Source organism: Pseudomonas sp. W2I6, from assembly GCF_030815935.1.
Taxonomy (GTDB): Bacteria; Pseudomonadota; Gammaproteobacteria; order Pseudomonadales; family Pseudomonadaceae; genus Aquipseudomonas.
Genome location: NZ_JAUSXJ010000001.1, coordinates 969,679 through 982,905, shown reverse-complemented (window position 1 = coordinate 982,905; position 13,227 = coordinate 969,679). Strand labels below are relative to the sequence as shown.

Annotated in this window: 10 protein-coding genes; 6 read left to right on the top strand and 4 right to left on the bottom strand. The window is 61.0% G+C overall.

Annotation, left to right across the window (positions count from 1 at the left end; genetic code table 11):
- Positions 1-11 precede the first annotated feature (11 nt).
- Together lolD and QF039_RS04630 are read right to left on the bottom strand one after the other, a co-directional pair.
- Positions 12-695, bottom strand: coding sequence for a lipoprotein-releasing ABC transporter ATP-binding protein LolD (lolD, locus tag QF039_RS04635; protein ID WP_307517070.1), 684 nt, complete (start codon positions 693-695; stop codon positions 12-14).
- A gap of 7 nt (positions 696-702) precedes the next feature.
- The gene (locus QF039_RS04630) at positions 703-1,953 is read right to left on the bottom strand and encodes a lipoprotein-releasing ABC transporter permease subunit (protein ID WP_003218943.1); all 1,251 of its coding nucleotides are present in this window, start codon (positions 1,951-1,953) and stop codon (positions 703-705) included.
- 94 nt (positions 1,954-2,047) lie between these two features.
- Between QF039_RS04630 and QF039_RS04625 the strand changes: the two genes are divergently transcribed.
- Entirely contained in the window at positions 2,048-2,632 is a 585-nt protein-coding gene (locus tag QF039_RS04625) for a PilZ domain-containing protein (protein WP_214499226.1), read from the top strand.
- 66 nt (positions 2,633-2,698) lie between these two features.
- A complete protein-coding gene (locus QF039_RS04620; protein WP_307517069.1) occupies positions 2,699-3,421 on the top strand; it encodes a glycerophosphodiester phosphodiesterase family protein in 723 nt (240 codons plus the stop codon).
- A gap of 42 nt (positions 3,422-3,463) precedes the next feature.
- Here QF039_RS04620 and sthA read toward each other — a convergent pair whose 3' ends face one another.
- Positions 3,464-4,858 (bottom strand): Si-specific NAD(P)(+) transhydrogenase, encoded by a 1,395-nt coding sequence (gene sthA / locus QF039_RS04615; protein WP_003218947.1) that lies wholly within the window; start codon positions 4,856-4,858, stop codon positions 3,464-3,466.
- A 236-nt stretch (positions 4,859-5,094) separates the two neighbouring features.
- Here sthA and QF039_RS04610 point away from each other — a divergent pair, with 236 nt between their 5' ends.
- Together QF039_RS04610 and QF039_RS04605 are read left to right on the top strand one after the other, a co-directional pair.
- Complete coding sequence (locus QF039_RS04610; protein WP_307517068.1) at positions 5,095-5,637, top strand: chalcone isomerase family protein; 543 nt, start codon at positions 5,095-5,097, stop codon at positions 5,635-5,637.
- A gap of 286 nt (positions 5,638-5,923) precedes the next feature.
- Complete coding sequence (locus QF039_RS04605; RefSeq protein ID WP_177008117.1) at positions 5,924-7,222, top strand: MFS transporter; 1,299 nt, start codon at positions 5,924-5,926, stop codon at positions 7,220-7,222.
- A 163-nt stretch (positions 7,223-7,385) separates the two neighbouring features.
- Here the strand turns inward: QF039_RS04605 and QF039_RS04600 are convergent, their stop codons facing one another.
- On the bottom strand, positions 7,386-8,849 hold the full coding sequence (locus QF039_RS04600; protein ID WP_023659083.1) for a glyceraldehyde-3-phosphate dehydrogenase: 1,464 nt from the start codon (positions 8,847-8,849) through the stop codon (positions 7,386-7,388).
- A gap of 339 nt (positions 8,850-9,188) precedes the next feature.
- Here QF039_RS04600 and mfd point away from each other — a divergent pair, with 339 nt between their 5' ends.
- Positions 9,189-12,638, top strand: coding sequence for a transcription-repair coupling factor (gene mfd / locus QF039_RS04595; protein ID WP_003218956.1), 3,450 nt, complete (start codon positions 9,189-9,191; stop codon positions 12,636-12,638).
- An 11-nt stretch (positions 12,639-12,649) separates the two neighbouring features.
- On the top strand, positions 12,650-13,219 hold the full coding sequence (locus QF039_RS04590) for a CsiV family protein (RefSeq protein WP_003218957.1): 570 nt from the start codon (positions 12,650-12,652) through the stop codon (positions 13,217-13,219).
- Positions 13,220-13,227: the final 8 nt, after the last annotated feature.

Here is a 13,227-nt window from a genome sequence, read left to right as displayed (position 1 = left end):
CTTGAAACAGGTCAGATGGCGACCAGATGACCTTCCTGCAGGTGCAACACACGGTCCATCTGGCGGGCCATGCTCATGTCATGGGTCACCACCAGGAACGCAGTGCGCATCTGGGTGCTCAACTCCAGCATCAAGTCCTTGATGCCCTGGGCGGTGTGGGAGTCGAGGTTGCCGGTCGGCTCGTCGAGCATCACCAGCCCCGGGTTGTTGACCAGGGCACGGGCAATCGCCACACGCTGGCGCTCGCCGCCGGACAACTCAGCCGGTTTGTGCTCCAGGCGATGGCCCAGGCCGACCCGCTCCAGCAACGCCTGGGCACGCTGGCGCGCCTCGGGAATCGCGGTCTTGCCGATCAACAGCGGCATGCAGACGTTTTCCAGGGCGGTGAACTCAGGCAGCAAGTGGTGGAACTGGTACACAAAACCCAGCGAACGGTTGCGCAGCTGGCCACGGGCCCTCTCGCCCAGGGCCGACAGCTCTTCGCCGGCCAGCCAGACGCTGCCCTGGGACGGCGTATCAAGGCCGCCCAACAGGTTGAGCAAGGTACTTTTACCGGAACCGGAACTGCCGACGATCGCTACGCGTTCGCCCGGGTGCAGTTCCAGCTGCAGGTTGGACAGCACCACCACGGACTCCGGGCCTTCCTCGTAGGATTTGCCCAGGTTGCGGCAGCTCAGGATTGCTTTTTCACTCATGCCCGATTCACTCATAACGTAAAGCCTGCGCCGGCTGGGTACGTGCCGCGCGCCAGGCTGGATACAGGGTGGCAAGGAAACTCAGGACCAACGCTGCGCCGCCGACCATCAATACGTCCTGGCTCTGCACCTGGGACGGCAAGTAGTCGATGAAGTAGACGTCGGAGTTCAAGAATTTGTGGCCGATCAACACTTCCAGCCCGGCGATAGCCGCGCTGACGTTCAGCGCGGCGAGAATCCCCACCACGGTGCCGATCAAGGTGCCGACGACGCCGATCACCGTGCCCTGGACCATGAAGATCGCCATGATCTGCCCCGGCGTGGCGCCAAGGGTGCGCAGGATCGCGATGTCGCCCTTCTTGTCGTTCACCACCATCACCAGCGTGGAGATGATGTTGAAGGCGGCGACGGCGACGATCAGCAGCAACAGCAAGCCGATCATGGCTTTTTCCATGCGGATGGCCTGGTACAGGTTGCCGTGGGTACGGGTCCAGTCGCGGGCGTAGTACTGGTTTTCACCCAGGTGCTGGGCGATTTCCCACGAGGTACGCGGCGCGTCGAACAGGTCGTTGAATTTCAGGCGCAAGCCCTGGACCTGGTCCGGCTTCCAGCGATGCAGGCGGGCCAGGTCGGTCAGGTTGGTCAGGCCCAGGTAGCCGTCGATCTCACCGGCGCCGACATGGAAGATGCCGACCACGGTAAAGCGCTTCATGCGCGGGAACATGCCCGCCGGAGTCACGGTGACTTCCGGCGCGACGAAGGTCAGCTTGTCGCCGATGCCCACGCCGAGCTTGGCCGCCGCCTTGTCACCGATAGCGATGCCAAAGCTGCCGGGCGACAAGTCGTCCAGTTTGCCCTGTTGCATGAAGTTATCGATGATCGAGACATTGCGTTCCTGCGCCGGGTCGATGGCATTGAGCAGGACTTTCTGCACCTTGCCGTCGTTGGTCAACAGGCCCTGCATCTGGGTGAAGGGCGCAACCGCCAGCACTTTGGGGTTCTGCTTGACCTTCGCGGCCAGGCTTTGCCAGTCGCTGATGGGCTCACCCGACTCGATGGTCGCGTGGGGCACCATGCCCAGCACGCGGGTACGCATCTCATGATCGAAGCCGTTCATCACCGACAGCACCACAATCATCACGACAACGCCAAGGGCGAGCCCGATCATCGAGGTCAGGGAAATGAACGACACAAAATGATTGCGACGTTTTGCACGGGTATAACGCGTGCCAATAAATACGAAGAGAGGTCTGAACATGTCGGGGCTTGTTCGGAGGAAAAGAAGACGTCCTTGTGGCGGGGTCAGGTAAGCAGCTTTACACTCAGACCATCACCGCTGCCTTGGGTTCGCCATGTCGACATTAGATGAAGAAGATCGCCGCGAATACTACCGTATCGAGGACATGATCGCACTGGAAATTACCCCACTGTCGGGCCCGGAAGCGCTGAGCAAGGAAGTGTTGCTGGATGATTCGCCGCTGTTCAATCTGCTCAGCGAGTTGCACCTGAGTGAATTTGAATCCCAGCACTTGCTGCGCCAGATCGGCGAGCGGGACCGCACCCTGGCCGCCTTCCTCAAAGTGCAGAACAAACGCATGGATTTGCTCAGCCAGATCATGGCGCAAAGCCTGCTGGGCGAGATCGGTACGCCGCAGCCCGTGGTCATTTCCGAAGGCGGCATCGAGTTCCTGTACCCCACGGCGATCCAGCCCGACAGCCACCTGGCGGTCAAGCTGGTGCTGATGCCACAAGCCCTCGGGCTGTTGCTGAGGGCAAAGGTCACCCATTGCGACGCCAAGACCGGCGGCTTTGAAATCGGCACGGAATTCGAAGCCATGACCGATGCCCAACGCCAGTTGCTGGCGCGCTATATCCTGCAGAAACAGGCCCAGGAACGGCGTCTGGCGCGGGAAAAAAGCGACGAATCCGACACCTGAATACGATCATTGAATGGCGCGTCGCGTCATCCATCCAGCCAGGAACCCTGGCGTAAAGGAGCAACTGTGACCCTGATTTATGGCCACCGCGGTGCCAAAGGCGAAGCACCGGAAAACACCCTGACCAGCTTCCAGGAATGCCTCAGGCACGGCGTGCGCCGCTGCGAACTGGATTTGCACCTGTCCATGGACGGCGAGCTGATGGTCATCCACGACCCGACGCTCAAGCGCACCACCGACCGGCGCGGCAAGGTCGTCGAGTATTCAGCCGCCGACCTGGTCAAGATGGACGCGCGCAAAGGCGGCCCGGGCTGGGTCAACCCTTGCCCGATCCCGCGCCTGGAAGAGCTGTTCGAACAGTGCGACTTCGACCACTGGCAACTGGAAGTCAAAAGCGCATCGCGCACCCGTGCGGCAACCACCGTGCTGGCGATCCGGGAAATGGCTCAGCGTTTCGGGCTGATGGACAAGGTCACCGTGACCTCAAGCTCGCGGGAAGTGTTGAAAGCGGCGCTGGACCTCACCCCGGACCTGTCCCGCGGGCTGGTAGCCGAATACGCCTGGCTCGACCCGTTGAAGGTCGCGGCCAACTATGGCTGTGAGATTCTGGCGTTGAACTGGACGTTGTGCACCCCTGAGCGTCTGGAAAAAGCCCAGCGCCAGGGTTTGCACGTGTCCGTGTGGACCGTCAACGAACCCGCGCTGATGCGCAGGCTCGCCGACTTCGGCGTAGATAGCCTGATTACAGACTTTCCCGGTTTGGCCACTGCCACCCTCGGGAATTACTGAAATCGGTCTCCCCGGCCGGCTCAGGCCACCGGCCGGAGCCGCTCAAAAAAGCCGGTTGAGGCCGTCGTAGGCCGCTACCCGATAGGCTTCAGCCATGGTCGGGTAGTTGAACGTGGTGTTCACGAAATACTTGAGGGTATTCAGTTCACCCGGCTGGTTCATGATCGCCTGGCCGATGTGCACGATCTCCGACGCCTGATAGCCGAAGCAGTGCACGCCGAGCACTTCCAGGGTCTCGCGGTGGAACAGGATCTTCAGCATGCCCTGGGGCTCACCGGCGATCTGCGCACGCGCCATGCTCTTGAAGAACGCCTTGCCGACTTCATAAGGCACCTTGGCCTTGGTCAGTTCGTGCTCGTTCTTGCCGATCGAGCTGATCTCGGGAATCGTGTAGATCCCGGTCGGCACGTCGTTGACGTAGCGCCAGCTACCGTTGTCGACAATGCTGCCAGCGGCCGAGCGGCCCTGGTCATGGGCGGCACTGGCCAGGCTCGGCCAGCCAATCACGTCACCGGCACCGTAGATGTTCGGTACGCAGGTGCGGTAGTTCTCGTCGACTTCGATCTGGCCACGGCTGTTGACCTTGACCCCGATGTTTTCCATGCCCAGCTTGTCGGTGTTGCCGGTACGGCCGTTGCACCACAGCAAGGCGTCGGCCTTGATCTTCTTGCCGGATTTCAGGTGCAGGATCACACCGTTGTCCAGGCCTTCGACCCGCTCGTACTCTTCGTTGTGGCGCACGGTGATGTTGTTGTTGCTGAAGTGGTAACTCAACGCCTGGGAAATTTCCGAGTCGAGGAAGCTCAGCAACTGGTCGCGGTTATCCACCAGCTCGACCAATACACCCAGGCCGCTGAAGATCGAGGCGTATTCACAGCCGATCACGCCGGCGCCATAGATGATCAGTTTGCGCGGGGTGTGGCCCAGGCTGAGGATGGTGTCGCTATCGTAGATACGCGGGTGGTGGAAATCGATATCCGCCGGGCGATACGGACGCGAGCCGGTGGCGATGATGATGTGCTTGGCTACCAGCTTCTCGACCACGCCGTTGGCGCAGACCACTTCGACGGTTTGCTCGTCGGCGAAGCTGCCGGTGCCGAAGAACAGGTCGACGCGGTTACGGGCATAGAAGCCGGTACGCGAGGCAACCTGTTTGGAAATGACTTTTTCAGCGCTCTTGAGCACGTCCGGGAACGAAAACCAGCGCGGCTCACCAATGGCCCGGAACATCGGGTTGGTGTTGAACTGCATGATCTGGCGCACCGAGTGACGCAAGGCCTTGGACGGGATGGTACCCAGGTGGGTGCAGTTACCGCCGACCTGGCGACGGCTATCGACCATCGCCACCTTGCGCCCTGCTTTGGCGGCGTTCATCGCCGCACCTTCTCCAGCTGGGCCGGAACCCAGTACCACCACGTCGTAGTTGTAGACAGCCATGCGTACTCCTCAGAACAGGCCAGGGCGCACGGTTGGACGCCTGGCTAAATCATGCCGCGGCCAGCGGTCATGAAGGATCAATGTGGCTCAAGTGTGTGAGCCGGGGCACAGTCTATAGAACGCTCAACGTCGCGCACATTAACCCTTGGTCGCGTCGTAGGCCAGTTTTGCCTTTACTACACGGCGCTCGTTATTGAATTAACCTGTAGGCAAGCACCTTTTCAGGACTGGCCATTATGAAGCATGTCGTCATTTGTTTATTGCTGATGTTTTCGGTCCCGGTTCTGGCGAATGAGGCTGATCGCCTCAAACAAGCCGATTTTCCGGCGCAATCTCATCAACTGGTGCTGAAAAACCAGGCCGTCCTGACCTACCTGTGGGCAGACGTCTATGCGGCGGCATTGTTCGCCCAGGCTGACCTGAGCGCCAAACAAGCCCTGGATCAGCAAAAAGACCTGCGCCTGGAGCTGTATTACTTTCGCGATATCGACCGCAACGATGTGATCAAGGCCGCCACCGCCCCCCTCGAACGTCAGCAAACACCCGCCACCCTCGCCCGCCTGAAGCCTGAACTGGATCAATTGCACAAAAGCTTCCGCAACATCCGCAGCGGCGACCGTTATGCGCTGGACTTCCAGCCTCGGCGCGGCCTGAACCTGGAAATCAACGGCACGGTGGTGTTCAGCAGTCGCAATGACGAGCTGGCCAAGGCTTATCTCGGCATCTGGCTGGCACCAAAAGGTTTGTCCGACAGCCTGCGTAACACCCTCCTCAACTGATCGCAAAAACCCTGTGGGAGCGGGCTTGCTCGCGAATGCGGTGTGTCAGTGGCTCATAAGCTGACTGACACACCGTTTTCGCGAACAAGCCCGCTCCCGCATTGGATTTTCATCACCGGGAGGCCTGCGGCAATTTGCCAGCTTGCTATCGGTTTTTTGTTGCCTGTGGTGGCTTATACACATATCGTTACAAAACTGTTCAGCGCCAGCCTCGTGCCAAGGCTTTAACAGCAAGGACGGTTGCGACCAGGGATTACTAATAAGATAGCCAAAATGAGTGCATGACATGTCCACTACAACGGGCAAGGGCAAGGCGATCTTTCGCGTTGTCAGCGGTAACTTCCTTGAGATGTTCGATTTCATGGTCTACGGCTTCTACGCCACGGCCATTGCCAAGACATTTTTCCCCACCGACAGCGCGTTCGCGTCCCTGATGCTGTCCCTGGCGACCTTTGGTGCCGGGTTCCTGATGCGTCCTCTAGGCGCGATTTTCCTCGGTGCCTACATCGACCGTCACGGCCGTAAAAAAGGCCTGGTGATCACCCTGGCGATGATGGCCGCCGGTACCATCCTGATTGCCTGCGTTCCCGGGTATGCCACCCTGGGCGTCGCGGCGCCGTTGCTGGTGCTGTTCGGCCGCCTGCTGCAAGGCTTCTCCGCCGGTGTCGAACTGGGCGGCGTGTCGGTGTACCTGGCGGAAATCGCCACTGCGGGCCGTAAAGGCTTCTTCGTCAGCTGGCAGTCCGCCAGCCAGCAAGCCGCCGTGGTATTCGCCGGCCTGCTGGGCGTAGGCCTGAACCACTGGCTCAGCCCGGAAGAAATGGGTGACTGGGGCTGGCGCGTGCCGTTCCTGATCGGCTGCCTGATCGTGCCGGTGATCTTCGTGATTCGTCGCTCCCTGGAAGAAACCCCGGAATTCCAGGCGCGCAAACACCGCCCTACCCTGCAGGAAATCGTCCGCTCGATCGGCCAGAACTTCGGCATCGTCATCGCCGGCATGGCGCTGGTGGTGATGACCACCGTGTCGTTCTACCTGATCACCGCCTACACCCCGACCTTCGGCAAGGCCGAACTGCACCTGTCGGACTTCGACGCGCTGCTGGTCACTGTGTGCGTGGGCATCTCGAACTTCATCTGGCTGCCGGTGATGGGCGCGGTGTCCGACAAGATCGGGCGTAAACCCCTGCTGCTGGGGGCGACTATTCTGGCGATCCTCACCGCTTATCCAGCGCTGTCCTGGCTGGTGGCCAACCCGAGTTTCAGCCATCTGCTGATCGTGCTGCTCTGGCTGTCGTTCCTGTATGGCTCGTACAACGGCGCAATGGTTGTAGCGCTGACCGAGATCATGCCGGTAGAAGTGCGCACCACCGGTTTCTCCCTGGCCTACAGCCTGGCGACGGCGACCTTTGGTGGCTTTACTCCGGCGGCGTGTACCTACCTGATCCACGTGCTGGACAACAAGGCCGCACCGGGCATCTGGCTCAGCGGCGCGGCGGTGCTGGGCTTGATCGCCACATTGATTCTGTTCAAGGGCAACCGGCATGAACTGCGTACCGCGCAGGCTTCGATAGTCGGCGGCGCTTGATAGGCCGCTTTCGCGAGCAAGCCCGCTCCCACATTTGAAATGTATTCACAAATCAAAATGTGGGAGCTGGCTTGCCTGCGATGAGGCCGGTACAAGCAACACAAAAACAACAGACATAAAAAAGCCCCGAACCAGTCGGGGCTTTTTCATTTACCGCTGATGCTTAGCGCGGGAATGCTGGCGGGTTAACCCCGGCCATGTCTTCCATCACGCGAACCACCTGGCAGCTGTAACCGAATTCGTTGTCGTACCAGACGTACAGAACAACGCGGTTGTCTTGAGTGATGGTCGCTTCAGCGTCCACCACACCGGCGTGGCGCGAGCCCACGAAGTCGGTGGAAACCACTTCCTGCGAATTGACGAAGTCGATTTGCTTGTGCAGATCGGAGTGCAGCGCCATGTAGCGCAGGTACTCGTTCATCTCTTCACGGGTGGCGGCTTTCTCAAGGTTCAGGTTGAGAATGGCCATCGACACGTTCGGCGTCGGAACACGGATCGCGTTACCGGTCAGCTTGCCGGCCAGCTCAGGCAGGGCCTTGGCAGCAGCGGTGGCAGCACCGGTCTCGGTGATCACCATGTTCAGCGCGGCGCTACGGCCACGGCGATCGCCCTTGTGGAAGTTGTCGATCAGGTTCTGGTCGTTGGTGTACGAGTGAACCGTTTCAACGTGACCGTTAACGATGCCGAACTTGTCATTCACAGCCTTCAGCACCGGCACGATGGCGTTGGTGGTGCAGGAAGCGGCGGACACGATCTTGTCGTCAGCGGTGATTTCACCGTGGTTGATGCCGTGCACGATGTTCTTCAGCTTGCCCTTGCCAGGCGCAGTCAGGACAACGCGGTCGATACCCGGGCACGCCAGGTGCTGGCCCAGGCCCTCGGCGTCACGCCACACACCGGTGTTGTCCACCAGCAGTGCGTCCTTGATGCCGTACTGGGTGTAATCCACCTCAGACGGGTTCTTCGCGTAGATCACCTGGATCAGGTTACCGTTGGCGGTGATGGTGTTGTTTTCTTCGTCGATGACGATGGTGCCGTTGAACGGACCGTGGACCGAGTCACGACGCAGCAGGCTCGCGCGCTTGGTCAGGTCGTTTTCAGCACCTTTACGCACCACGATGGCACGTAGGCGCAGGCCGTCGCCGCCACCGGTTTTTTCGATCAGGATGCGCGCCAGCAGGCGGCCGATACGACCGAAACCGTACAGCACAACGTCGGTGCCTTTGCGGGCTGCGGCGTTTTGCTGGCCAACCACGTCGGCCATTTCTTCACGTACGAACTGCTCGGCGGTGCGGCCAGCGCCTTCCTTGCGGAATTTATAGGCCAGCTTGCCCAGGTCTACCGAAGCCGCGCCGAGCTTGAGCTCGCTCATGGCTTTAAGCAGAGGGAATGTTTCGTGGACGGAGAGTTCGCTATCGTCGGCAGAACGATGGCGAGCAAAGCGATGAGCCTTGAGAATCGCGATGACTGATTGGTTGATCAGGCTGCGGCCATAGATCGAGCTCACCACGTTGTTATTGCGGTATAGCTGACCGATAAGCGGAATCATCGCTTCAGCGAGTGCTTCACGGTCGATCCATTCACCAAGACACTGGTCGGGCTTCTGAGTCACGGGAACCTTCCACATGTAGGGGCAGAAAAAAGGGGCTACATTATGCCGCCCGACCGCCCTCGGAGCAATGCGCGGCCCGCAACAAAACCCCTTGCAAAAAAATATCGCCCCTCTGCAGCCCAGTAAATACGCGGCTTCCAGCGCACCCCCTGTTGGACCAATGTGACAAAGTGTCCGTAACCCTCCGAAACATACACCGATTTCGGCACTACATAATGAGTCAAAAGGCACCTTTGTTTGTCTTAGCCACTACATTTCCTACAAACCGTAATAGGCTCAGTCAGCAACTGACAGGCGGCACTCCGGGCCGTTACAATTACCGACTTTGTCGCAACGCTTGGAGCTCAACCTTCCGTGCCCGTTCTGCGTCTACCGCTTCTCCCTGCCGCGGCAGGTAAACAGCACTGGGGCAATCTGCCCGGTGCCGCCCTGAGCCTGGCCATCGCCGAGGCTGCCAGCGCTGCCAAGCGCTTTACCCTGCTGCTCACCGCCGACAGCCAAAGTGCCGAGCGGCTGGAACAGGAGCTGAGTTTCTTCGCCCCCGATTTGCCGGTACTGCATTTCCCAGACTGGGAAACCCTGCCCTACGATCTGTTCTCGCCGCACCAGGACATCATTTCCCAGCGCATCGCCAGCCTGTACCGCTTGCCGGAACTGGCCCACGGCGTGCTGGTGGTGCCGATCACCACGGCCCTGCACCGCCTGGCACCGACCAAGTTCCTGCTGGGCAGCAGCCTGGTGCTGGATATCGGCCAGAAGCTCGATGTGGAGCAAATGCGCACCCGGCTTGAGGCCAGCGGCTATCGCTGCGTCGACACGGTGTACGAGCACGGCGAGTTCGCCGTGCGTGGCGCGTTGATCGACCTGTTCCCGATGGGCAGCAAACTGCCCTACCGGATCGACCTGTTCGACGACGAAATCGAAACCCTGCGCACCTTCGATCCGGAAAACCAGCGCTCCATCGACAAGGTGCAGTCGATCAAGCTGCTGCCGGCCCGGGAGTTCCCGCTGCAAAAAGACGCGGTCACGCGCTTCAAGGCACGTTTCCGCGAGCGCTTCGACGTGGACTTCCGTCGCTGCCCGATCTTCCAGGACTTGAGCAGCGGGATTACCCCCGCCGGTATCGAGTACTACCTGCCGCTGTTCTTCGACGAAACCTCCACGCTCTTCGATTACCTGCCCCAGGACACCCAGGTGTTCTCGCTGCCAGGCATCGAACAGGCAGCGGAGAATTTCTGGAATGACGTGCGCAACCGTTATGAAGAACGCCGCGTCGACCCGTCCCGTCCTTTATTGCCACCGGCCGAGCTGTTCCTGCCGGTGGAAGACTGCTTCGCCCGCCTGAAAAACTGGCCGCGGGTAGTCGCCAGCCAGCAGGACGTGGATGCAGGCGCCGGCCGCGAGCGCTTTCCGGCGCAAGCGCTGCCGAACCTGGCGATTGAAGCCAAGGCCAACCAGCCGCTGGAAGCATTGTCGAATTTCCTCGGTGACTTCCCCGGCCGCGTGCTGTTTACCGCCGAGTCCGCCGGGCGCCGCGAGGTGCTGCTGGAGTTGCTGGAACGCCTGAAGCTGCGGCCGAAAACCGTCGACAGCTGGCCGGACTTTGTCGCGAGCAAGGACCGCCTGGCGATCACCATCGCACCGCTGGACGAAGGGCTGCTGCTGGACGACCCGGCCCTGGCACTGATTGCCGAGAGCCCGCTGTTCGGTCAGCGGGTGATGCAGCGCCGCCGCCGCGAAAAGCGCGCCGATGCCAACAACGATGCGGTGATCAAGAACCTCACCGAACTGCGCGAAGGCGCGCCGGTGGTGCATATCGACCACGGCGTGGGCCGTTACCTGGGCCTGCAGACCCTGGAGATCGACAACCAGGTGGCCGAATTCCTCACCATGGAATACGCCGAGGGCGCCAAGCTCTACGTGCCCGTGGCCAACCTGCACCTGATCGCCCGCTACACCGGCAGCGACGACGCCCTCGCCCCGTTGCACCGCCTGGGCTCCGAGACCTGGCAGAAAGCCAAGCGCAAGGCCGCCGAACAGGTACGCGATGTGGCCGCCGAGTTGCTCGACATCTATGCCCGCCGCGCCGCCCGCGAAGGTTATGCCTTCGCCGACCCAAAAGCCGACTACGCCACCTTCAGCGCCGGCTTCGCCTTCGAAGAAACCCCGGACCAGCAAACCACCATCGACGCCGTGCGCGCCGACATGCTGGCGCCCAAGCCGATGGACCGCCTGGTGTGCGGCGACGTGGGCTTCGGCAAGACCGAAGTGGCAATGCGCGCAGCGTTTATTGCGGTGCACGGTGGCCGCCAAGTGGCGATCCTCGTCCCCACCACCCTGCTCGCCCAGCAGCACTACAACAGCTTCCGCGACCGCTTTGCCGACTGGCCGGTGACTGTGGAGGTGATGAGCCGCTTCAAATCGGCCAAGGAAGTGAATGCGGCCATCGCCGACCTGGCGGAAGGCAAGATCGACATCGTCATTGGCACTCACAAGCTGCTGTCGGATGACGTGAAGATCAAGAACCTCGGGCTGGTGATCATCGACGAAGAGCACCGCTTCGGGGTTCGCCAGAAAGAACAGCTCAAGGCCCTGCGCAGTGAAGTCGACATCCTGACGCTCACCGCCACGCCGATTCCGCGCACGCTGAACATGGCGGTGTCGGGCATGCGCGACCTCTCGATCATCGCCACGCCGCCGGCGCGCCGGTTGTCGGTGCGCACCTTCGTCATGGAGCAGAACAAAAGCACGGTCAAGGAAGCCCTGCTGCGTGAGTTGCTGCGCGGCGGCCAGGTGTACTACCTGCACAACGATGTAAAAACCATCGAGAAATGCGCCGCCGACCTCGCTGAACTGGTGCCGGAAGCACGGATCGCCATCGGCCACGGGCAGATGCGCGAGCGCGAACTCGAACAGGTAATGAGCGACTTCTATCACAAGCGCTTCAACGTGCTGATCGCCTCGACCATCATCGAGACCGGCATCGACGTGCCGAGCGCCAACACCATCATCATCGAGCGCGCCGACAAGTTCGGCCTGGCGCAGCTGCATCAATTGCGCGGCCGGGTCGGGCGCAGTCACCACCAGGCGTATGCCTATCTGCTGACACCGCCGCGCCAGCAGATCACTTCCGACGCCGAGAAGCGCCTGGAAGCGATCGCCAACACCCAGGACCTCGGCGCCGGCTTTGTGCTGGCCACCAACGACCTGGAAATCCGCGGCGCCGGCGAACTGCTGGGCGACGGCCAGAGCGGGCAGATCCAGGCCGTCGGCTTCACCCTGTATATGGAAATGCTCGAGCGCGCGGTGAAGTCCATCCGCAAGGGCGAACAACCGAACCTCGACCAACCGCTGGGTGGCGGCCCGGAGATCAACCTGCGCCTGCCGGCGCTGATCCCCGAAGACTACCTGCCGGATGTGCACGCGCGACTGATCCTGTACAAGCGCATCGCCTCGGCCACCGACGAAGAAGGTCTCAAGGACCTTCAAGTGGAGATGATCGACCGCTTCGGCCTGTTGCCGGAGCCGACCAAGAACCTGGTGCGCCTGACCCTGCTCAAACTGCAGGCCGAGCAACTGGGCATCAAGAAGGTCGACGCCGGGCCGCAAGGTGGGCGTATCGAATTCGAAGCGCAGACGCCGGTGGACCCACTGGTGCTGATCAAGCTGATTCAGGGCCAGCCCAATCGCTACAAGTTCGAAGGGGCTACGCTGTTCAAATTCATGGTGCCGATGGAACGCGCCGAAGAACGCTTTAATACACTGGAGGCGCTGTTTGAGCGCCTCATCCCGAAATCTGCTTGAAGGACGCCCCAATGCGCCTGTTCCGCATTTTGAGCTTGTTGTTGGTGGTCGTTGCGCCTTCGGCGTTCGCCGACAGCCCGTACCTGGTGGAGATGATCCTGGTGCGCCAGAACGCCGAGCCGGTGATCAACAGCCGTGCGGCGCCGGAAAACTGGGACGCCGGCGCACCACGCCTGGGGACTGACAAAATGAGCCCGCCACGACTGGGCAATATTGTCGAGAAGCTGCAAGCCAGCAGCGACTACACCGTATTGCTGCACAAGTCCTGGGAACAGAATCTCGGTGAGCAACCGGTGAAGCTGGCCATCAGCGATGGCCAGGAACAGTTCGGCCAGTTCCCCATCGAAGGCACCCTGAACCTGCAGCTTGGACGCTTTACCGATATCGACGCAGACTTCTGGGTCAACCAGTTCGACGCCAACGGCAGCGTCATCGCCAGCGAACACCTCAGCCAGCAAGACGTGCGCACCAAGAACAACCAGCTCAACTACCTGGACGGCGGCCACCTCGCCCTGCTGATCAAGATCACTTCGCTGACCGCCAAGCCGCCCAGCGCTCCACCGCCCGATGTCCAGGACTGATCCAGCAC